Source organism: Mycolicibacterium austroafricanum (assembly GCF_000612725.1).
GTDB classification, from domain to species: Bacteria; Actinomycetota; Actinomycetes; order Mycobacteriales; family Mycobacteriaceae; genus Mycobacterium; species Mycobacterium austroafricanum.
Map to the genome: position 1 here is coordinate 70712 of NZ_HG964460.1, position 18811 is coordinate 89522.

The following is an 18811-nucleotide window of genomic DNA, read 5'->3' on the forward strand; positions in this document are numbered from 1 at the left end:
ACACACCATGCGCGCATTCATCGACGCCAACTCCATCATCGTCACCGAGGGTGCCGACACCGTGATGGTCGGCGCGGCTGACCCCGCCTACCAGAACGTGCGGTCCTATCTGGTCGATGACCACGGCCAGGACTTCGCCACGATCAAGACCATGGTGGACGTCGTGCGCGTCACCGTGAAAGCGGCTGTCGCCGAAGCGGTATCGGTGGTGGACGGAAACGACGACGACGCTGACGATGCCTACCGGATCACCCACGGTGACCCGGTGGCGGAGACGGTGCTGTCCACCGCACTGCGGCTGGCCCGGGAGAACGCTGACCTGGCACCGCTGGGGGAGTTTCTGCGCCGGTTGGAGCGCAACCCGTCCGAGGCGTCGCGTTCACAGCTTTTCGGCTGGCTCAAGGCCGGTGGCTTCACGCTGACCACCGACGGTCTGATCGTCGGGTATAAGTCGGTGCGCAACGACGGCTTCTCGGCTCACGCCGGTCGCGAGCCGGTGACTGTGGTGCACCAGGATGGCACCAGCGAGACTGTCACCGGGAACATCCCGTACCCGGTCGGGGCGACCGTGTGGATGGACCGCGGGTTGGTCGACTCTGAGCGGCACTCTGCCTGCTCGGTGGGGCTGCACGTCGGAACATACAGCTATGCAAGCCATTTCAGCGATCAGATGCTGGTCGTGCTGGTCGATCCCGCCGATGTGGTTTCGGTGCCCGCCGACCACAACGCCGAGAAGATGCGGGTGTGCCGCCTCACGGTTGCCGCGCGCCACGACGGTGAGCAGATTTCGGACGCGGTGATCGACAACATCCGCACGGTGCCCGATTTCGAGGCTTCCGACGAGTACGCCAGCCGCGAGGAGAACCAGCCGCCGGCCCGGTTCGCGGTGGCTGTCTTCGACGACACCGACGACGAGGACGACGACAGCACGGACTGGGGCGACGACTACGACAGCCACGGCGACAGCGACAACGATGACGACACCGACTGGCCCACCGACTACGACCTCGACAACGAGGAGTACGGGGGGTCCGATGACGATGACGATGACGATGACGATGACGATGACGATGACGATGACGATGACGATGACGATGACGATGACGATGACGATGACGATGACGATGACGATGACGATGACGATGACGATGACGATGACGATGACGATGACGATGACAGCGGCGCTGATGAGGACACCGCTGATCGGGCAACGGAAGCCGAGCCCGTTGTCCGCGATGTTGTCCCGCTCGTCCCGCGCGCACGTTCGTTCATCGGCCCGGTGACGCGGGCCTGGAATAACCGCAAGCGCGGGGCAGGGGAGTAGATAGCAGTGCTTCACACAGACTGCCGCCGCTGCGGGCACAGCTACACCTCCCACCAGCACCACCGCGCCGGAACTGACTGCTGTGCACCCTTCTGCAGTTGCCGCGTCTACCGCCGTCGATGGTCGCCGATGCACCGGCTTCGCGAGAGCCTGGCGCGGCGATGAGCACCACCTACGTCCCGCTCACGCTCGGGGAGCTGGTCGCCCATCTTCGCGAACTCGGTGATGAGCCGGTGCGTGGACTGACCGGAAACGTGCACTCCCACAGGGCGTTCTACGACCGCAGTGCGACGGAGCCGACCGACGATGTGCGTAACGGTGCCTGGCTGGCCGAGGCCTACAGCGCCGAGATCGATACGCCGCTGCCCGGCTACGGCGGCGGGCAGTACCGCGTCAGCGCCGACGAGGTGGTCTACTACGCCCGCTACGGCCACGACGGGCCGGTCATCATCGGATTCGAGCGCGCCGCCGACGGCGTTCACGAACTGGTGCTGCTCGATGACAGGTACCGGCTGTGACGATCCCGTCGCTTCGGCTGCCCGCACCGCCGACACCAGCGGTCGCCGGCCGATTCCGCGCGCGTGCAGTCGACGTCGACGCTGTGCGCGTCGTGCTCGGCGCGACCACCGAAGCCGACATCCTGGCGCTGTGTCCGTCGGCCAACGTCGGTGTCGGCGGCTGCACCGACCACCCGGACAGCGCTGATCTGCGCTGGGTCATCGTCGCCACCAGCACCGGGCCGGTCCCGGCGCTGGACGGCGACTGGATCGTCGCGCTGTCCACCGGGTTCGAGGTGCTGTCCAACGCACGATTTCGGGCGCGCTTCGCTTCACTGGACGACAGCGACGGGAACTGAGCCATGGACACACCCACATCGGTGATTGAACCCGCCAGCGCCGCTGCTGGCCGTGTCTATCGCATCGCTTTCCACGACGACGACTGGGATCACTGGACCGGCCCGGAGCAGTGGGCGACCTACCTGGGCGTGCGCGACCCCGCGTCGGGTCACTGGCAGGTGCGCAGCCTCGACGGGACGCCCATCGACTGGACCTACGCCGACGACGAAATCATCGTGCGGGGGCAGGCGTGAGCACCCGGAACCACGCGCCCGGCACTGAACCCGGTGCAGAATGCCGGCTGATCCGTGAACTTCGGCCACGGTGCTCGTGCGGCCAGCCGCTGCACGGGTGTACCTGCGCAGGGGAGCCGCCGTGCGGGCGTGACTGCGGCGAGTGCGAATTGGACTGACCGGCGGTGGAACTCTCAGACGAGAAGCGTGCGGTCAAAGCAGCGACGCTGGCACACCTGCGCGAACATGCAGCCGCGCTGCACCTGGCTGTCGGCCAGGTCTGGCAGCACATCGGTGCGGTCTCGCTGGTGGAACCGTCGCGACGGCTGCACACCGACGGCAGCTGCATCCGTATCGTCCAGGTCGCCGGCCAAGGCCGCGCCCGCACGACCCGCTTCGTGAAGATCGACCCGCCACGCGGCGGCAACGGCGGCTTCGACCGGCAGTCGCACCCGATCACGGCTCTGGAGTTGGCGCGTGCGTGGCAGCTCGTCAATGCCGCCGGCGAGTGAGGCGGCAAGCGCCTGCTGTCACGTCCTCCAGATCGCAACGGTGTGTGCCGCCGCGGCTGAAATGCCCACCGGGACGTGGTGCATGCCGAGGACGTGACATCTCCCGGCGGGCGCTGCGTTGCGCGCTGTCGACATGTGCGGCTAATCTCTAAAATGGAGAACAGGGGATTGGGGAGCCGCCCGTATGACCACCACCGCCGTCGCCGTCGCCGACACGCTGCGCGAGCTGGCACGCCAGACTGACCGGCAGCTGGCCGAGGTCGGCAGCCAGATCGCACGCCATCAGCGTTCCCGCACCGGCCACATCGCGAGGCTGCGCGACCTTCTCGGTGCACACAAGGACACCGCCGCTGAGGACGTGCTTTCGCAGGCACATCGTTGCAGCGGCGAGGATTCCCGCATCGCGCTGCGGTGCAACGAGATAGCCACGATCGAGGAATCCCTGGCCGACCTGCTCGCTGAGCGCGCCGCACTCGATGATGTCTATGCCGCCAACGGCCGCTGGTCGCGGTTCTTTCTCGTCGCCGGCGGACACATCCACGCCAGCACCGCCTGCTCAACCTGCAACAAGGGCGAGACACCCACCGAGTTCGGCTGGCTGACCGACCTGTCAGCGCTGACCGAGGCCGACGCGGTGGCCACCCACGGTGCGTTGCTGTGCACAGTGTGCTTCCCCAGCGCTCCCGTGGAGTGGACCAACTTCTACGAGACCCAGGCCGCCGCGAAGAAAGCCGCCCGGTGCCCCGGATCGGGAACCCGGGATTACCCGCGCGAGACAGCCCGGATGGGCTATGCCGCAGGCAACTACGGCACGTGCAGCCATTGTGGTCAGAACACCACCCTGACCGCCACCAACAAACTCCGGGGACACAAGCCGTGACGGCGACCATCAAGGGTGCCCCCACCGATGCGGCGGGGGCACCGGCACGCAAGCTGACCGGCGACCAGTACATGGAACTGCTGCTGGCGCGCCAGGCCGAGTTCATGGCGCAGTACGAGCCGCGACCGGGCGCGAAAGCGCTCCTGGCGCCGACGCTGGAGACGTTCGTGCGTGCCGGCGACGAGGATCTGGTCGAGTTGCCCGAGCCGCCACCGAAGCGGGTGGCGGCCCCGCGGCGCTACCGTCCTGCTTCGTTTTGGCGTGAGCGGGTCCAGGCGCTCGACGCGCAGATGGCCGCGGTATCGGCGAGCGTTGATCTCGGGGACCGTGCGGCGGCCGGAGGTGTCGGACTCGGACCGAAGCGCAACGCCAGGCATCGGAAGCGCATGGACGCGGCCCTGCAGCGCTACGTCGCGCTGAAAAAGCACAGGGACCACGCCGAGATGATGCTGCGCAGCGCGACAGCACGCGAACAGAAGCAAGGAGGCTGAGATGGATCTGGAGAACGTAGCGCAAGGGTTGCAGGCGACGTTCGGGGTGTGGGGCGAGTCGCCGTCGTACCCGTCGGCGGACTGGAAGTACGAGGTCGCCAACGGCGACACCAGGCTGGGTTACTGGCAGTGGGTCGCGGCAAAGATGGAGGGCTGATGGCCGAGGCGGTCATCGTCGATGTCGACGGCACGTTATGCGATGTCTCGACCGTGCGCCACCACATCGCGGAGCGCCCGAAGAACTTCGACGCTTTCCACGCCGCATCCGCGCAGTGCCCGCCGATCGCGCAGACACTGGATTTCGTCGAACGTCACCACCGGGCCGGACGCACCATCGTGGTCGTTACCGCGCGCCGTTACCAGTGGGAGGGGCTGACCCGCGCCTGGTTGCAACGGCATCTGACTGTGCCGTTCGTCGGGCCGTTCATGCGCGGTGATGACGACGTGCGTCCCGACGTTGAGGTCAAGCGGCGAATCCACGAGATCCTGCTGCGAGACCACGACTACCGCATCGTCGAAGCCATCGATGACAACCCGAGCATCGTCGCGCTGTGGCAGGAACTGGGAATCCCCACCACGGTGGTCCCGGGCTGGGCCGGGTGAGTCGCGCCCTACCCAGCTCTGCACCGCGGCGCGTGCTCTCCTGGCGCCGACGACCTAACAGCACAGCCGGAAAGAGGCCCAGACACATGGCACTGACGCGCGAGCAGGTCCACCAGCGCATCGCCGGCATGCACCTCGATGACCTGGATCTGATCGTCACTCGGGACAACGACGGATTCTCCGCCGACCCGCATCGTGGCGGCGGCAGCAGCGAGGACATCGGGTCCAGCTACGAGGTGCCGGAATCGGCGGATGATCGGGGGCGGATGGCGTTCACCGTCGGACCCTGGACCGCGTTCCAGTACCACTCCTCGGTCACCGCTCCGCACCGCGGAAACTATGACGGACTCCTCGACGACCTTGTCGCTGGGCACGTCTCGGCTGTCGTCGTCGGTTGTACGCCCATCCTGGAGAACAACACCTGGGTGCTGGCCGTGCGAGCGGAGAGCTGACCAGCGTGGGATTTTGGGACCAAGTGGACGCCGCGTTGGCCGGAGCGCGGACGGCGAAGACCGCCGATGAGTTGATCGCGGCGCTCAACGCGCAGCACCCACCGAGCAGCGGGGATGCGTTCTTCGCCGGATCGGGCGGTGACAACCAGTTGATCGGTGCGCTGGACCGCACCTACTGGAAAGTGCACTCGGTGGAAGCTGACTACCACTGGCAGGCCGTCTCGAACGTCGACGGCAGCCACATCGAGTACGTCGAAGGCGACGTATACCGCCGGGAAGGGGGTTGATCACCGTGGCAGAAAACGAACCCACCCAGTCCGAGATCGACGCCGCCATCGCCGTTCTCGCCCGCACCGACCGCTACAGCGTCAAAGACAACGACCGCGACGATTGGATCGCCTGATGCGTGAACTTCACTTCGACCACCGGGGCCAGACCTACCGGCTGGAGGTCGACGACTACGGCGACCACGAGTCTTCGGACACCCTCACCGTGTACGGCCCCGACGACTGCGCGCTGTCCAGCTTCGACTCCACGGCGCACACCGACGCCGCGCGTATCGCCGAGGCCAAGCGCGAGATCGAAGGACTGTAGCCGTCATGGACATCCCTGACTCGGTCATCGACCCGGCAGCCGCGACCCCCGACACGTTCCGCTACGTCGTCGCACTCAAAGACGACGACTGGGATCACTGGGACTCTGCTGGGCAGGTATCGAAGTACAACGGAGCACGTCGCGCCGGCACCGGGCGCTGGAACCTGCGCGATCTCGTTACCGGATCCCCGGTCGCCTGGGATTACGCCGACGACGAAGTGGTGGTGCTGGCGGTGCTGAACTGAGCCGTCGCTGCTCCGGTGGGCTGGCATTTCGAGCAGGCCACGGGGCGCTGTACCAGCATCTTGAACACGCGTCGGGTCACGCGTCATTCGCGCACTTCTGACCCTGCTTGTCCGCGTGTCGGCACTCGCTAGTGGACCTCGACGCCGCGGCGCCTCACACTCGTCGCAATCGACACCAATCAGCTTCTGCGCGGCTGCTTGTCGTAGCGCGGACCGTCGATAGGAACCCGAGTTCATGTCGCGTGTAGAGATCACACCAGACGCGATCGCCGCTGTGCTCTCGGAGTACCCGCAGCTTACTTGGCACGGCTTCCGTGAGGACCCGAGTCCTACACCGTGGAGCGGCGATGCTGCCCACGCGCAGGTACAGCGGGTGGTCGATCATCTCGTGGCGACATATCCGCGCGGAACGCGGATCAACCCGAACGCATACTCCTACAGTCTCAAGCACGTCTACGAGCGCCTGGCCGGCGAGTACATCACCAACGGGACGTTCATCCTTGCCGCACTGCTGGCCGGCTACCGCTGCGAGCCCCAGGACCGCGGCCCGAACGCCACGTTCGACATGCGCCAGCGGGACGTGTTGCGTGCCTGGTCCGCGAGCCACAATCAGCCCCTGCGCCGGTCATGCACCCCCGAAGAACGCGCGGGGGACACGCAGCGTGAGTTCGCGGTCGACTGGGATGCGCTCGTCGATACCGGCCGTTACCGTGTTCCCGCCCGCGATGCGCTGGAGGCGATCATTCTCGACTGCGTGATTGATACCCGCGGCGCCTATGACCCGCTTGACGAAGACGACCCCGCGGCGGTGTTCGCCGAAATAGTGGTCGACGATCTTCGCTCGGACGGGGCGGAATCGCGGATCGGTCAGCAGTTCGGCGATCTGCTGGCCGCAGCGCCGATCGGTGTTGACAGCGCGGAGCCCGGACAGGACTGCCCCCGGGGTTACTTTCGCGTCACGATCGCCGGCGAGGCTTTCGAAGGTCCGCTCGTCGACATCCCGTGCAGCTACGTCTTTTCCTGATGCTGTGCCGCGTGTGCTGCAGTCGTGTTTGGTCGCAGCTGCGGCACAGGTGTTTTCAGTCGCCGAACATGGCCCGCTCGTAGCTGCGCTCGGCGCGCTCGGTCGCGGCCTCTTCATCGAAGTTGTCTTCGCGCATCTGCTCGAAGTCGGGCTCGTCGGAACCGTAGTCGTCGTCATCGTCGCGTCGGCGGCTCATGGGGTGCCTTTCGGTGCAGCAGCAGTGACGTGCGCAAGCTAGGCCGCCGATGCCGGCGCACCGGGCCCGCGGCGCGACTGTCACGTCCCGGCTGGCCAGAGGTGCACGTCATGGGCCCCTGCCGCGCCGGGCACGCAGCCTGAGCGGCACCGGTTCTAGCGTGGGCGCACGTATCCGCACCGAGAAAGTGAGTCACACAGTGGCGACCATCACCATCAACGTCCCGGCCAAAGACGCCCGCATTTACCTCGAAGAGGTGTTGCGGCAGGTCGATTTCGGATTCACTTCTGGGCACGTCGACCGCGACACGAACTGGGATGCGAAGTTCGATGCCGGCGAACACGACGGCTTCGCGTCGTGAACACCTGGCCTGGATACGGCGGCTGGGCCGTCCAGAAGCAGGGCGACTGCGAGTACCACATCGCCACAGTGGCCGGCGGTCACCGTGCGGCATATGTCACGCTCAACGACGCCGGAGAATGGGTCGCCGGCTTGTACGACCGACAGGGAACTGCGACGGTGGTCGGGTCCGGTTATCCGTCGCTACACGTGGCGAAGCTCGCGGCTGACGCCGCGCGCAACCCCTGACTGCTTCCGACACGGAACTCGCCGCGGTGTTCGGCGTGGCGTCGCGTGTGGACCCACCAGTGATGCGGGATCTGACACGATCCGGGCAGGCTACAGAGGAGAACAGATGTCCGAGGTTAAGCCGACGCTGCCGGCGCAACTGTGTGCCGGGGACCGGATCCACCTGGCACCGCTGACCCGTTACGCGCTCACCGAGACCACCCGGGAGCAGCGCGTGGCGGCGTGTGAGGGACCGGTCGAGGTCATCGGTCATGACCGCGACGGATCCCGCATCGTGTTGCGCACGGCCGTATTTGACGTGGCGGTCCCGTCCACCGTGGAGGTCGGCCGTGTCATTGGCTGACCCAAGTGCGGTGGCTATCGCACCTGCTGAGACCGTCGTCATCTACACCGACGGTGCCTGTCACGGGAACCCCGGGCCCGGCGGCTGGGGTGCCGTGCTGCGCTTCGGTGAGCACGAGAAGCAGATCCTGGGCGGGGACCGTCACACCACCAACAACCGCATGGAACTCACCGCTGCGATCGAGGCCCTGGCCGTCCTCACCGTGCCCGGCTCGCCGGTGCAGCTGTGGACCGACAGCCAATACGTCCGCAACGGCATCACCAGCTGGATCTCCGGCTGGAAACGCAAAGGGTGGAAGACCGCGGCTGGACAGCCGGTGAAGAACGACGACCTGTGGCGCCGGCTCGACGAGCTGGCCGCACAGTTTGCCATCGAATGGCGGTGGGTGAAAGGCCATGCCGGACACGAAGGAAACGAGCTGGCCGACAAGCTAGCCACCCGTGGCGCAGTCGAGTTCGGCGGATCGACCGGTGCTGTCGGCGCACCGCGCCAGGGAAGCAGACGACCAGGGCGGGGTAGACCGGCCCGCCGCGGTGGCCCACGCAGTGGAGGGGAGGGCAACGGAAGATGGTAGCCGGCAAGCTCAGCGCATCCGAGCGCCGCGACCTGGGGGAGCTGTACGGCACCCTGGGAACAGAGGCGAACCTGTCGATGTACTGGAACACGTGCCCGGTATGTGGGAAAGAATCGGTGTATTCGAACGTAGCCGACCGCACATTCCATTCTGACGGGTCAGCTAACCGCGCATGCTGGGTGATGCAGCTGCGCAAGGAGTTCGACCTACACGCCACGGCGAGACGTGACGGATCGAGGATCCCCCAATGAGCGCACCCGCACTGTCACGTCCTTCCATCCCGCTCAGCGTCTGTGACGCCTGCGACGGCGATCACCAGAAGCGTTACGAGCCACTGAAGTTCAACGGCGTGACGCGTGACTGGCTCTGCGCCTCCTGTCGGGCCGTGCTGCTGGAACCCGCAGCTGTCGCGGTGTGCGAGCTGGGCGTGATGAACACGGATCCAGCGCAATGTGGTGAACAGGAGAATCGATAGATGTCCGATGACACCGGTGTCGATCCGTCTGACTACGCCGACCCGTCGATCCCGGAGATGAGCGAAGCGGTTTTCGACGCGTATTTCGAGCGAGAAGCCCGGTACGGCGCGGACTACCGTGCCCGCACAAGTTATCTCAAAGAGCACGTCGGCTGGGAATGCGCAGCGGTCGCATCACTCACAGAGATCGCGTCGAGTGCCCAGCTTGAGAAAAGTATCGGCTGGCCAGACCTTATCCAGGTGGCGATGATCATCGCGGAGTGCACCCACCTCCCCGAAAAGGTCTACGACTCGGATGCGTTCCTGGGCTTCATCGTGCGGAAGCTGTATGAGGTCCAGCGACAGCATCGCAGCGTGCCCGCCGGCCCTTGTACCGGCGACTTCCCCTGGCACTGCAACGGGGACTTCGCGCTTGAGGTCGTGGGCTGGATCTCTGAGTCGGGGATGTTCGGTTCCCGAGACGTGCTGGAGCCCGCAGCGCCGCCGTCGCCGACACCTCTGCACGGCGGGCACACTGACAGCAGCGAATCGAACGGAGACTCATGCCCCCGGTAACCGCCGAACAGGCCCGCGTGGCTCAGACGCTGACCTCGTGGTTCAACAACCTCGACGAGGCGGCGCGCATCGACGCGCTCTGCGCCGCGCCGTGGGACGATGTGGTGGCGCAGTGGGCGGACGCCACCGGGGCGAGCGCCGCGGACTCCGGCACCGCGAAGGATCTTGTGTCCGACGGCGTGATCGAAGTAGAGGACGGCCGGTTCTTGCGCACCCGCGCCTGGTCCTGAACGGGACCTGACGCATGAACCCCGAGACTGACGCGCAGGCGTGCGCTTTGCTACTGGATCTGATGATCGACTGGAACGACCGCGATGTGGCCGCATACGCCGCGGCCAACGCGGGAACCGCGATACCTGAACTGCAGTGTGTCCTGGTCCGTTGGCGGGCGCACAACCTGTTGGCCGACAGCCCGCTGCAATCTATAGCTGCGATGATCTACGTCGCGGCCTACGCCATGTTGCGCCTGACGATCGGCAGCGACTCGAAAGCCCCTGAGCACCACTACACCGCACCGTTTCTCGTGCGCACAGCAGCGGCTGAACTCGGTCGCGAAGGCCGCGCAAACGTCCGTAAGCTGATCGACGACAGCTGGGCCGTCCTGTGCGCGGACACCGACAGCGCTGGTCCGCAGTGACCGTCTACGTCGACGACATGCGCCTGCCGGTGCGGACGGGCCAACACGAGGTGCACTGGTCGCAGTTGCTGGCCGACAGTGAGATCGAACTGCACGTCTTCGCGGGCCGACTGGGACTCGGCCGGCACTCGGCCCGTGAGCTGGACTCACCGATCGCGCACTACGAGGTCAGCGATACGATGCGCCGCCAGGCTCTGGCCGCCGGCGCCGTCGCGATCGGCTACCTGAGCCCGGAACGGGCGGAGCTGATCCGTCGCCGGCGCGCGGCGACACATGTGCCGGTGGACTCACGTGTCGCCGCGGCCATCGCCCGCACGAGAAGCGTTGACGCGCAGACCGGCTGAGTCGGCTCGCGCGGTCAACGATCAGGGGTCAGCTCACTCCGGCCCAGCGGCAGAACGCCCGGTATCGCTCATCGAGGTCGGCCCGCGCAGCGATCGCCGGGCGAAGGTCGGACTCGTTCTTCGCGTACTGATCGAAGGGGTACGCCGCGGGCCCGACGCCGAGGACGTAGTAGCCCTGCTGTCCCGCGTTGAGGGGGATCGGGCCGCTGGACACTACCGCGGGGTACCAGAACGGGTTCCCGGTCTCGTCGCGGACGTTGGGTCCGCTGTACACCTCGACCTGCGTGCCTTTGGTGAACATGTCGATTCCTTTCTCGTCGAGCGACTACACGCGGAGCTTGGCGTTGAACTCGGCGAGTCGCTGGGCATCCACCAGCGTGGCGTTACCGACCTGCTTCCCGTTCACCGCTACCACCCAGGTGCCGGCCGTCAGGGTCAGCTCGGCGGTGTTGCCGGAGGTGTCGCCGCCGGTCCACCGAAGGTCGTCGATCTGCAACCAGTTCACGCTGCGCGCCCTTCGAAGCGTGTGGCCACGCGGTCGTCGGACTGCTGGACCTCGCGGTCGGCGCTCTTTCCGTCGTAGGTGGTATCGACGCGGACGTCGAACCAGAGTGAGTACCGGTTCTCGGCGCTGTTCCACTCGTACTCGGCGCGGCGCAGATCCACGACACCGCGGTCAAGGTTGTTGGTGAACACGCGCAGCCCGTCGGCGAGGACTACGCCGTCGGCGGTTTTCACCTGCTCGCCGGCGTACAGCTTGCGGTACTCGTTGTTGGGCGGGTTGGACACGGGTTCTCCTTACGGTTTCGGATTAGTGCGGCAGGGTGCGGGCTGCGGTGTCACGCGTTCCATGTGGAGATGGCGCCATGCTCCTGCGGGTTGTGCGCGGCCAGGAACGCCAACGCTTTTCGGTGTAGCGGTGTCTTGCCCGTGCGCACGTGAACCCAGACATCGACGTCGGCGACGAAGGGGTACGGAGAGGGAGCGCCGACGTGCTGGTCCGGGTCGTCGAACTTCTGCAGCTGCCACGGTCCATCCTCAGATCCAGCGCACTCGAAGAGGCCCCATCCCTCGGCCTTCGCCTGCTCGGCGTCCTCAGCGGTCCATTCGGCCATGTCGCACCTTTCAGGTTGTCTGTTGTTTGATCGCGCGTCACACGCCCGGGACTCGCGAGCCTGGATACTTCGACGCGATCTCGCGTTTGACGTCGGAGGGCAGGTAGGCGTACCAGCTGCTGTCGAGTGGGTTGTAGAACGGGCGGTCAGTGTGCAGGCGCGAGACGACTGCCCATCCGCGTCCCACGTTGTCCGAGCCCGCGGAGGCGATCCGGAAACCCATTCGCCCCAGCTCGTGCTCCAGGCGGGACTCATCCAGATCGGCGGCCGGCACAGTCACCGGGGCGGTGATGTGCGTGTTGGGGTCATTGTCGTCCCAGTGCACGATGATCTGACGCTTGTCTCCGTCGAGAGCGATGGTGGTCGTGTACAGCGACATGGTGCGTGGCTCCGTTCGTGGGGGTGGTGAGATGCGTTGCGCGTGCGCACTCAGTAGATGTAGGCGGGCGAGGAGCTTGTCCCCATGACGCCCGCCACCAGCGTGATCAGCAGCACGACCAAGCCCACCGCTGATACCAGCGTCATCAGGGCGCCCAGAGCGATGCCGGTGATCGCCATGCCGTCGCCGGACTCGCCGCCGTGGGATGCAGCGATCTGCTTGCGGGCTTTGAGGCCGATGATGATCGCGGGGATGCCGGTGAGAAAACCCAGGCAGAACACCGCGGAGAGGCCGAGCCACAGACTGGTTGTCGCAGCGGCGTTCGTCTTCGGGGACAGCGGGTAAGGCGGCGGGTAGCCAGGCGCATGGCCCGGTGTCGGCGACATCACCGGACCGGGGGCCGGGTGCGTCGAATTCACCACCTGCGGCATCGGTGGCATCGGGACCTGCGGCGCGGGCCCGTACACCACCTGCGGTGTCGAAGGGACGTGCATCTGGGTCATCTCCGGCGGCAACTGTGTCGGCGTCTCTGGGTAGGGGAGCGCCGGCGGGTAGGCCCCGCCGAGACCCGGAGGCGCCGGATGCGGCACCGGTGGGACACCGTGCGGCAAACCACTGCTGGTGTAGGGGTCAGGGGTGGTCATCAGCTTCTCCAGTCGTGGGGTGTGCCGGTCAGGCGCGCAGTGACAGCCGGGTGCGCTCCACCTCGACGGTGGCGCGGTGGGCGGTGTGCTCGACGATGGCGTACTGCGGATGCCGCGACGGGCCCCGGAATGTCCAGCCGTCCTCGGCCGCGGTGACGTTGGAGCCGTGGCGATCTGGGGGCGACCCGCACCGGCCGGCCGGGGTCGAAATCCGGGTAGGTGGCGGTCACCTGGCCGGCGAGGTTGGTGACGGTCAGCGTCTTCGGGGCGCTCACGCGGCGTCCTGGGCCCAGGACGTGACCAGTTCGGTCCAGTTGACGGCGGCTAGGTCGACCCAGCTCGGCAGCGTCGAGGCCACCGCGCCACGCACGGCGACCGAGTCTCGCAGTTGATCTGCGGCACCGGCGATGTCGCCTCCAAGCGCGACCGCGGTGATCCGCGCGACGGTGTCCTGGAAGCTGCCGGTGTTGTCGCAGGCCCCGGCCACTCCCCAGGTGTGGTCGTTGGTCCATCCGTTGTAGGTCATGGCTGCAGATGCTGCACGCCGAAAGCAGCAGCGTCCGCCCGCGGCGCGGAGCACGCCGATGTCACGTCCCTACGCTGACGGTGATGGCTGACTGACCGCCGCGGTCGCGTCTCGGCAGGGCGAGAATGGGCTGGCGGTCTACGTTCCCGTCCCATGCCGCGCATTGCCGAGTTCTTCGGGATCGTCATCTACATGTATGCCTACGACCATCCGGAGCCGCATTTTCATGCGACGTACGCCGGCGATGAGGCGAGGTACGCCATCTCCGACGGGCAACTGATCGAGGGAGAACTGCCCAAGTCGCAGGACAAGAAGGTGCGAGAATGGGCGCAAGCGCACCGCGAGCAGCTCTCCCGAAATTGGGATCTGTGTGAGAGCGGGCAAGCGCCGGAGCGCATCAGCTGACGGGAGGAAACCAAAAGTGGAGTATGGGTTGAAGCACGCGTGGAAGATCGTGCAGGTGGTACCCGAGTTTCCCAGCGTTCGAGTGCTTTTCGCCGACGGAACGACCCACCGGTTCGATCTCAGCTCCCTGTTCGAGCGTGGTCCACTGTTCCACCCGCTGCGGGATCGGGCGTTCTTCGACCGCGTAGGGGTCGTGAACGGGGCACTGACCTGGCCCAACGAAGCCGACATATCGCCGGACACGCTGTACGCACAAGCAACCGGTCGATCGGGCTGGTAGCCGCGCCGCGTCGTGTTGGCCGTGCCGCTGCTGCGCCAGGATGCGCACGCGGACGCCGGCCACGGCGCCGGGAAGGGGGCGCCGTGAACACCAACGACGTCGCGGTGCTGCCCGACGGCAACGGCGGCTACACGATCCAGGTTGTGCGCCGGCCGGGCCTGGCCCACTCCGGCGAACGCTTCGCCGAGCCATCCGTGCATGACTGCCTGCAGCGGCTGGTCGCACTGCGTGACGCCGGCGTCGCGGTACCCAAGCAGCAGATCAACTGGTTCGCCGATCGCAGCGCGGGACAGGCCGCGGTCCTCGGGTGGTGAAGTGCAGCAGCGCAACCGGATCGGCTGCGCTGCTGCGGGTCTCAACTCAGGTACTTGTACTCGGCAAGCACATCGGCCCGCGCAGGGATCAACGCGCTGTCGGAAGCCGTGAACTGAACACCGATCGCTGCACCGGTATCTGAGTCGATCTGCTGCAGCACGTACGGTTCGTCGCCGCCGGAGATGCCCACCACGCGGATCGCGGCGCGGTTCCACAACTCGTCGGCGACCTCCACAAGGTCACCGACGGTGAACCGCAGGCTCACAGCGGGTTGACGGCTGGCCGGGCCAGCGCGCCGACATCGGCCATCTTGAGCGCTCCGAACACCGCCGCGGGGTTGTAGGTGAACTCGATCGGGCCGCCCTTGGGGTGGGTGAAGACCGTCTCAACCAGCGCATCGTTGGTGGCCACGGCGAACACCTCCATCCATGCGTCGTGGGTCTCGATCAGGGCGTGCGCCTCGGTCGGGTCCAGCACGGACGTTCCGACGGCGGCGTTGACGTACGGGGCGACCGTCTCCGGCGCAGTTCGGCAGGCGTCCAGGTAGCGGCGGTAGGACGCCAGCGCGTAACTGGCCTCGGCGACACCGTTGTAGCCGGCAGCCGAGACGGTGGCCGCCCATCCCCGCGGATCGCCCCCGGGCCGCAGCTGCGCGGTGAACGTCGGTGTGGCGGCCCGTGACCGCGGGTCCAAGTCCACAGGGGCGGGGACATGGTTGATCGAGCAGATCGTGATTCCGCGCAGGGTTTCAGCGCTGCTGTCGTGGCCGAGCACGGTTTCCCACCGTGCAGTGTCATTCAGCGGCAGCGCAGCGGTGTCGATGACGCTGAATGGGGCGTCGGTGGGGTCCAGGTCGCCGGGATCTGCAGCGGCGGTGGACACCGAGCTGAGCAGTGCCGCTGCAGCCAGCGACAGCGAAGCGACCGGACGGATGAAGCGGCGAGTCAGGTTCATGGGCGGCACGGTAGACGTCTGCGTTGACGGTGGGCTCGCGCGGCGCGCACGGCGCTGTCGGCGGGGCAGTGTCACGTCCCGTTTTCGTCGCCTGATTCAGGCACCGCGATCGAGGCAGGTTCGCCGAGGATACGTGCGACAGTTGTGCGCTGGGCGTCGGTCAACATGTCTGTGGTGAATCCGTCAATTACCAGTGCCCACCAGACAGTCTGCTGGATCGGACAATTCGGACAGGTGCGGGCGCTGACGATGGTGAACGCCCCCATATGTGGCGGGTAGTCCCAGCCGGCGGCGTGCGCAGCCTCGCAGTCCAGCACCGCGTCGGTGCCACAGACCTCACAGATGTGCCGCAGCTGCATGACCTAGACGGTAGCGGTGCACTACCGGTTCCTTTCCGCCATCTCGTCGAAGCTGCTGAACAGTTCGGGCCAGTCCGGGCCCGGGGCCAGCGACGTGGCAGGCAACCGGCCCATCGCCACTGCCAGGCGCACTCCCAGATGTGTGGAGCCGGCTACCGCCAGCCAGCCGGCGCAGGCACGGTCGCGGCCGGGGACCGTCTTGTGGCAGGCGAAGATCGGCGCGTCGAGACCGGCTTCCGCGCCCGGCATTCCCGCCGTTGAGCGCAGCTGTTCGTAGCGCTGAGATGTGAACTCGCCAGCGGGGGAGTCGCGGCGCCAGGGACAGTTGGCACACGGCTGCTGCCGGTGTGGAATCTCGGACGCTGCTTCGGCCACCGTCAGACCACCGTGGCGAGATCCACCGCGGTGGGCGGCGCGGTGGTGAAACTCAGATAGCAGTCAGATTCGTCGACCCACTCTTCGTCGATTTCCCAGGCTCCCGTCGGTGTCTGTTCGATCTGCTCGGGCCACTCTGCATCGATTCCGGCGACGATGCAGCCGCGGTAGGGGACCGTCCATCCCCACCCGTTGCGCCAGGTATGGGTGACGCCGTGAAAGTCGAACTCCTCCCGGTCGAACCATGGTGGGCGCGGCCGGTTTCCGCCCTCGCCGGGTCCCTCGCCGAGACAGTTCGGGTGACCGTCTGGGCAGTCGCAGCTGTGCGGGCCGCACGCCGCCGAGATGCCGTCGAACTCGTGTGGCTCAGGGCATGCGGTCCAGCCTTCGCAGCGCTGCGGATCAGTGCACACAATCGTGTAGTCGCGCTCGTCGGGGTGCTCGGGAAAGATGTGCTGTTCCGGATGTACCGGACCGGGCCGGTGGTCGTCAAGACTGATCACCAGCACATGGCCGCTCACAGCGGATCAACCTTGCCGTCGGGGTAGCACACCAGCACCGGGCGCTTGATCGATACGGCGTAGTCGATGGTGTACCAGGTGCCCGATCCGCTGCGACGGGGACCGTCGGGTGTGGCCAGCAGCAACGTGGATGCATCGACGATGTCGCGGTCACGGTCCAGGTAGTCCTTGGCCGGCAGCCAAAGCGCCCGCGGGTCATACGGCATGCGCAGGCGCGGATTGATCGGCGGATGTACCGTCACGGCGTCAGTGTCTGGAGCCCGCTCAAATGCGAACACGTGCATCTGCGCGTCCGCGCCGACACACCCGCCGTGATGCAGCGGTGTGCCCGGCGGGAAGACCGAAGGCAGCCAGGCGTGCTGCGCAGCTGACATCCCAGTGCGGGTGCCGGTGAATCCGATGCGGTCGGTCATGTGCTCTCCTGGGTCCGGGGGACGAGGCGGGGTGTGAAGGTGACTACGGTCTTGCTCTGGGTCACGGCGGTGACAGGGTAAGGGTCACCACTGACTTCGACTCCGTCGTAGGTGGATTCACCGATCAGGTACTGCCACAGCCCGCCGTCGGGGTCGACGACGGTGATCGTGAAGTACACGTTGCTGTGCTTGAAGGTGGTGTATTCGCGGGCCACCGCTGTCCAGCCCCCGGTGGTGTCACCGATCGCGTTGAGCCACACGCCGTGCTCGGCGATGAAGCGGCGGGCCTGCGCGAGGGTGACCATCAGTGTCTCTCCCGCACGCCATTGGCGAGGACCAGTCCCGCGCCTGCGCAGTGGTTGCACACGGCTGCCGGCTCAGCGATGCGGGCTCGGATGTTCTGGACGATCTGCTCGACCTGCTCGTGGGCCTGGGCCAGTGTTTGCGCGGTCAGCACCACCGGAACCTGCTCGGACAGCTGCACATACTTCGTGTCGGGAACCGGGATGCGCTTGGCGTTGCGCCGGTTGTTGAGCGGATCTTTCTTCACCAGCTTCGTGCGCGCATCGGCGAAAGGGACCGAGAAGTCAGCGATCAGGGTGGTCTCCGTGGCACTCCACGTGGGTTTGCGCACCTGCACGCGGACACCGGGAATGTCGAGTTGGCCAGCGACCAGATCCGGTACGCCACTGAGCGTTCCGGGGACCAGGGCCGACAGCGGGGACAGGATGCCGAGGTAGTCCGGGGCCGGCGTCCATCCCGCAGCGGTTGCCGGGATGTCGTCGGTGTCGACGCCGAGGATGCGCATCTGCGCCAGGTCATAGACCGTTTCCGGGGTGTGCGTGGTGCGGTTGCTGTCCTCGACTCGGCGGTAGAACGCATCGACGTTCTCCCATCGGGCCCGCAGTCGGGCCATCTGCTGCTCGGTGCCAACGATGGCGGGCAGTTCGACGACAGCAGCGATGCGCTCGAAGCGCAACAGGGTCCGCGTCGTCTCGGTGCGTGCCGGGCCGGCCACGGTGAAGCCTGTAGTCCCGGCCTCCAGCACTACGAAGCCGCTCGCGGCGTGCACGGTGGCCGACTCCCGAACGGACTCACCGGCGGCGAGCCGCACCGGAACCAGGGTCTTGTCATTGGACAGCCGCACGGCGACAGTCATGTTCACCACCCCGCGTAGGACACGGTCAGGTCCGCGATGACGCGTCGGCGCTGCTCGTCGAGTGCGGCTGCCACCGCGCCCGCACTGCCGGCGCCCAGCCGTGTCAGCATCACGGCACCGTCGTCGGCGTTGTAGAAGCTGTACATGGCGGCCAGGAACACCGCCTCGCCGGTCGACAGCACGCCCAGGGCGTCGCTGATGCGGTCGAAGTTCGGACAGAAGTTCCACTTCGACGTGCGCTCGTCGCTGTGGTGTGAGGCGTAGAAGTACCGGGGTCCGGCGAGCTGGACTCCCCGGTGCCACGCCGCGTCGAATGCGGCTTCGTCGTAGAACGGGCTGGACATGTTTACCGCCTCTCGGCGGGGTGGTCGTCGGCCGGGTCGGAGACGGAGTCGAACTTGAATTCAGGATCTGCCAGGCACATTCGGCACCTGCCCAGATGTCCGCATCGGCGGCAAGG

The 18811-nt window shown here is 66.7% G+C and carries 43 protein-coding genes; 26 read left to right on the forward strand and 17 right to left on the reverse strand.

Features of this window, described 5'->3' with window-relative positions:
* Positions 1–7: 7 nt before the first annotated feature.
* The 14 genes from BN976_RS28920 to BN976_RS28985 all read left to right on the forward strand — a co-directional run bounded on the left by BN976_RS28920 (position 8) and on the right by BN976_RS28985 (position 7194).
* Positions 8–1324, forward strand: a complete 1317-nt coding sequence (locus BN976_RS28920; RefSeq protein WP_051558623.1) for a hypothetical protein — start codon at positions 8–10, stop codon at positions 1322–1324.
* Between the two features lie 161 nt (positions 1325–1485).
* Positions 1486–1842, forward strand: coding sequence for a hypothetical protein (locus BN976_RS28930; RefSeq protein WP_036376453.1), 357 nt, complete (start codon positions 1486–1488; stop codon positions 1840–1842).
* Entirely contained in the window at positions 1839–2180 is a 342-nt protein-coding gene (locus BN976_RS28935; RefSeq protein ID WP_084182429.1) for a hypothetical protein, read from the forward strand. Before BN976_RS28930 ends, BN976_RS28935 begins: the two co-directional genes overlap by 4 nt.
* A gap of 3 nt (positions 2181–2183) precedes the next feature.
* Positions 2184–2414 (forward strand): hypothetical protein, encoded by a 231-nt coding sequence (locus BN976_RS28940; protein WP_036376456.1) that lies wholly within the window; start codon positions 2184–2186, stop codon positions 2412–2414.
* Between the two features lie 164 nt (positions 2415–2578).
* A complete protein-coding gene (locus BN976_RS28945) occupies positions 2579–2905 on the forward strand; it encodes a hypothetical protein (protein ID WP_036376459.1) in 327 nt (108 codons plus the stop codon).
* A 184-nt stretch (positions 2906–3089) separates the two neighbouring features.
* Complete coding sequence (locus BN976_RS34125; protein WP_051558624.1) at positions 3090–3785, forward strand: hypothetical protein; 696 nt, start codon at positions 3090–3092, stop codon at positions 3783–3785.
* Positions 3782–4276, forward strand: a complete 495-nt coding sequence (locus tag BN976_RS28955) for a hypothetical protein (protein WP_036376462.1) — start codon at positions 3782–3784, stop codon at positions 4274–4276. Before BN976_RS34125 ends, BN976_RS28955 begins: the two co-directional genes overlap by 4 nt.
* A gap of 1 nt (position 4277) precedes the next feature.
* Complete coding sequence (locus BN976_RS34130; protein ID WP_165605294.1) at positions 4278–4433, forward strand: hypothetical protein; 156 nt, start codon at positions 4278–4280, stop codon at positions 4431–4433.
* On the forward strand, positions 4433–4879 hold the full coding sequence (locus BN976_RS28960; protein WP_036376465.1) for a phosphatase domain-containing protein: 447 nt from the start codon (positions 4433–4435) through the stop codon (positions 4877–4879). The genes BN976_RS34130 and BN976_RS28960 overlap by 1 nt, the downstream gene beginning before the upstream one ends.
* An 86-nt stretch (positions 4880–4965) precedes the next feature.
* Positions 4966–5331, forward strand: a complete 366-nt coding sequence (locus BN976_RS28965) for a hypothetical protein (protein WP_036376468.1) — start codon at positions 4966–4968, stop codon at positions 5329–5331.
* 5 nt (positions 5332–5336) lie between these two features.
* Positions 5337–5618 carry a hypothetical protein gene (locus BN976_RS28970; RefSeq protein WP_084182431.1) on the forward strand — a complete coding sequence of 94 codons (282 nt, stop codon included), beginning with the start codon at positions 5337–5339 and terminating at the stop codon, positions 5616–5618.
* Between the two features lie 115 nt (positions 5619–5733).
* Complete coding sequence (locus BN976_RS28975; protein WP_036376471.1) at positions 5734–5925, forward strand: hypothetical protein; 192 nt, start codon at positions 5734–5736, stop codon at positions 5923–5925.
* 5 nt (positions 5926–5930) lie between these two features.
* Entirely contained in the window at positions 5931–6170 is a 240-nt protein-coding gene (locus BN976_RS28980; protein WP_036376474.1) for a hypothetical protein, read from the forward strand.
* Positions 6171–6405: 235 nt separating this feature from the next.
* On the forward strand, positions 6406–7194 hold the full coding sequence (locus BN976_RS28985; RefSeq protein ID WP_085122394.1) for a hypothetical protein: 789 nt from the start codon (positions 6406–6408) through the stop codon (positions 7192–7194).
* A 55-nt stretch (positions 7195–7249) separates the two neighbouring features.
* Here the strand turns inward: BN976_RS28985 and BN976_RS33935 are convergent, their stop codons facing one another.
* A complete protein-coding gene (locus tag BN976_RS33935) occupies positions 7250–7390 on the reverse strand; it encodes a hypothetical protein (protein WP_158498055.1) in 141 nt (46 codons plus the stop codon).
* A gap of 199 nt (positions 7391–7589) precedes the next feature.
* Here BN976_RS33935 and BN976_RS33940 point away from each other — a divergent pair, with 199 nt between their 5' ends.
* The 9 genes from BN976_RS33940 (at position 7590) to BN976_RS29030 (ending at position 10906) form a co-directional block, all read left to right on the forward strand.
* Positions 7590–7751: a hypothetical protein gene (locus BN976_RS33940; protein ID WP_158498056.1), complete on the forward strand. Its 162-nt coding sequence runs from the start codon at positions 7590–7592 to the stop codon at positions 7749–7751.
* Complete coding sequence (locus BN976_RS28995) at positions 7748–7978, forward strand: hypothetical protein (RefSeq protein ID WP_036376483.1); 231 nt, start codon at positions 7748–7750, stop codon at positions 7976–7978. The genes BN976_RS33940 and BN976_RS28995 overlap by 4 nt, the downstream gene beginning before the upstream one ends.
* Positions 7979–8084: 106 nt before the next feature.
* Positions 8085–8321: a hypothetical protein gene (locus BN976_RS33670; RefSeq protein ID WP_036376486.1), complete on the forward strand. Its 237-nt coding sequence runs from the start codon at positions 8085–8087 to the stop codon at positions 8319–8321.
* Positions 8308–8895: a ribonuclease HI gene (rnhA, locus tag BN976_RS29005; RefSeq protein WP_409366024.1), complete on the forward strand. Its 588-nt coding sequence runs from the start codon at positions 8308–8310 to the stop codon at positions 8893–8895. The genes BN976_RS33670 and rnhA overlap by 14 nt, the downstream gene beginning before the upstream one ends.
* 247 nt (positions 8896–9142) lie before the next feature.
* Positions 9143–9370, forward strand: a complete 228-nt coding sequence (locus tag BN976_RS29010) for a hypothetical protein (protein ID WP_036376489.1) — start codon at positions 9143–9145, stop codon at positions 9368–9370.
* On the forward strand, positions 9371–9925 hold the full coding sequence (locus tag BN976_RS29015; RefSeq protein ID WP_036376492.1) for a hypothetical protein: 555 nt from the start codon (positions 9371–9373) through the stop codon (positions 9923–9925). It begins immediately after the preceding gene.
* On the forward strand, positions 9913–10155 hold the full coding sequence (locus tag BN976_RS29020; protein WP_036376495.1) for a hypothetical protein: 243 nt from the start codon (positions 9913–9915) through the stop codon (positions 10153–10155). The genes BN976_RS29015 and BN976_RS29020 overlap by 13 nt, the downstream gene beginning before the upstream one ends.
* A 14-nt stretch (positions 10156–10169) precedes the next feature.
* Entirely contained in the window at positions 10170–10562 is a 393-nt protein-coding gene (locus BN976_RS29025; RefSeq protein ID WP_036376498.1) for a hypothetical protein, read from the forward strand.
* Positions 10559–10906: a DUF4031 domain-containing protein gene (locus BN976_RS29030; RefSeq protein WP_109489689.1), complete on the forward strand. Its 348-nt coding sequence runs from the start codon at positions 10559–10561 to the stop codon at positions 10904–10906. Before BN976_RS29025 ends, BN976_RS29030 begins: the two co-directional genes overlap by 4 nt.
* A gap of 28 nt (positions 10907–10934) precedes the next feature.
* On the opposite strand, the gene BN976_RS29035 is transcribed toward BN976_RS29030, so the two are convergent.
* The 7 genes from BN976_RS29035 to BN976_RS29065 all read right to left on the reverse strand — a co-directional run bounded on the left by BN976_RS29035 (position 10935) and on the right by BN976_RS29065 (position 13570).
* Positions 10935–11207: a hypothetical protein gene (locus tag BN976_RS29035; protein WP_036376501.1), complete on the reverse strand. Its 273-nt coding sequence runs from the start codon at positions 11205–11207 to the stop codon at positions 10935–10937.
* Between the two features lie 24 nt (positions 11208–11231).
* Positions 11232–11411 carry a hypothetical protein gene (locus tag BN976_RS29040; RefSeq protein WP_036376504.1) on the reverse strand — a complete coding sequence of 60 codons (180 nt, stop codon included), beginning with the start codon at positions 11409–11411 and terminating at the stop codon, positions 11232–11234.
* Entirely contained in the window at positions 11408–11695 is a 288-nt protein-coding gene (locus tag BN976_RS29045; RefSeq protein WP_036376507.1) for a hypothetical protein, read from the reverse strand. The genes BN976_RS29040 and BN976_RS29045 overlap by 4 nt, the downstream gene beginning before the upstream one ends.
* A gap of 50 nt (positions 11696–11745) precedes the next feature.
* Positions 11746–12021 (reverse strand): hypothetical protein, encoded by a 276-nt coding sequence (locus BN976_RS29050; RefSeq protein WP_036376510.1) that lies wholly within the window; start codon positions 12019–12021, stop codon positions 11746–11748.
* A 37-nt stretch (positions 12022–12058) separates the two neighbouring features.
* Complete coding sequence (locus BN976_RS29055; protein WP_036376513.1) at positions 12059–12400, reverse strand: hypothetical protein; 342 nt, start codon at positions 12398–12400, stop codon at positions 12059–12061.
* Between the two features lie 50 nt (positions 12401–12450).
* Positions 12451–13044 (reverse strand): DUF4190 domain-containing protein, encoded by a 594-nt coding sequence (locus BN976_RS32210; RefSeq protein ID WP_084182435.1) that lies wholly within the window; start codon positions 13042–13044, stop codon positions 12451–12453.
* A 271-nt stretch (positions 13045–13315) separates the two neighbouring features.
* Positions 13316–13570 carry a hypothetical protein gene (locus tag BN976_RS29065; RefSeq protein WP_036376516.1) on the reverse strand — a complete coding sequence of 85 codons (255 nt, stop codon included), beginning with the start codon at positions 13568–13570 and terminating at the stop codon, positions 13316–13318.
* Positions 13571–13723: 153 nt separating this feature from the next.
* Between BN976_RS29065 and BN976_RS29070 the strand changes: the two genes are divergently transcribed.
* The 3 genes from BN976_RS29070 (at position 13724) to BN976_RS29080 (ending at position 14569) form a co-directional block, all read left to right on the forward strand.
* Positions 13724–13975, forward strand: a complete 252-nt coding sequence (locus tag BN976_RS29070) for a DUF4160 domain-containing protein (protein ID WP_036376519.1) — start codon at positions 13724–13726, stop codon at positions 13973–13975.
* 16 nt (positions 13976–13991) lie between these two features.
* A complete protein-coding gene (locus BN976_RS29075) occupies positions 13992–14255 on the forward strand; it encodes a DUF2442 domain-containing protein (RefSeq protein WP_051558627.1) in 264 nt (87 codons plus the stop codon).
* Positions 14256–14338: 83 nt separating this feature from the next.
* Positions 14339–14569, forward strand: coding sequence for a hypothetical protein (locus BN976_RS29080; protein WP_036376522.1), 231 nt, complete (start codon positions 14339–14341; stop codon positions 14567–14569).
* Positions 14570–14610: 41 nt separating this feature from the next.
* On the opposite strand, the gene BN976_RS29085 is transcribed toward BN976_RS29080, so the two are convergent.
* The 9 genes from BN976_RS29085 to BN976_RS29125 all read right to left on the reverse strand — a co-directional run bounded on the left by BN976_RS29085 (position 14611) and on the right by BN976_RS29125 (position 18695).
* The gene (locus BN976_RS29085) at positions 14611–14835 is read right to left on the reverse strand and encodes a hypothetical protein (protein WP_036376526.1); all 225 of its coding nucleotides are present in this window, start codon (positions 14833–14835) and stop codon (positions 14611–14613) included.
* Positions 14832–15524, reverse strand: coding sequence for a hypothetical protein (locus tag BN976_RS29090; RefSeq protein WP_036376529.1), 693 nt, complete (start codon positions 15522–15524; stop codon positions 14832–14834). The genes BN976_RS29085 and BN976_RS29090 overlap by 4 nt, the downstream gene beginning before the upstream one ends.
* A 71-nt stretch (positions 15525–15595) precedes the next feature.
* Complete coding sequence (locus tag BN976_RS29095) at positions 15596–15883, reverse strand: hypothetical protein (protein WP_036376532.1); 288 nt, start codon at positions 15881–15883, stop codon at positions 15596–15598.
* Between the two features lie 21 nt (positions 15884–15904).
* Complete coding sequence (locus BN976_RS32215) at positions 15905–16258, reverse strand: DUF6283 family protein (RefSeq protein WP_051558628.1); 354 nt, start codon at positions 16256–16258, stop codon at positions 15905–15907.
* A gap of 2 nt (positions 16259–16260) precedes the next feature.
* The gene (locus tag BN976_RS29105) at positions 16261–16779 is read right to left on the reverse strand and encodes a hypothetical protein (RefSeq protein WP_036376535.1); all 519 of its coding nucleotides are present in this window, start codon (positions 16777–16779) and stop codon (positions 16261–16263) included.
* Positions 16776–17192, reverse strand: coding sequence for a hypothetical protein (locus BN976_RS29110; protein WP_051558629.1), 417 nt, complete (start codon positions 17190–17192; stop codon positions 16776–16778). Before BN976_RS29110 ends, BN976_RS29105 begins: the two co-directional genes overlap by 4 nt.
* Complete coding sequence (locus BN976_RS29115) at positions 17189–17497, reverse strand: hypothetical protein (RefSeq protein ID WP_036376538.1); 309 nt, start codon at positions 17495–17497, stop codon at positions 17189–17191. Before BN976_RS29115 ends, BN976_RS29110 begins: the two co-directional genes overlap by 4 nt.
* A complete protein-coding gene (locus tag BN976_RS29120; protein WP_036376867.1) occupies positions 17497–18351 on the reverse strand; it encodes a hypothetical protein in 855 nt (284 codons plus the stop codon). The genes BN976_RS29115 and BN976_RS29120 overlap by 1 nt, the downstream gene beginning before the upstream one ends.
* Positions 18352–18353: 2 nt before the next feature.
* A complete protein-coding gene (locus BN976_RS29125; protein ID WP_036376540.1) occupies positions 18354–18695 on the reverse strand; it encodes a hypothetical protein in 342 nt (113 codons plus the stop codon).
* Positions 18696–18811: the final 116 nt, after the last annotated feature.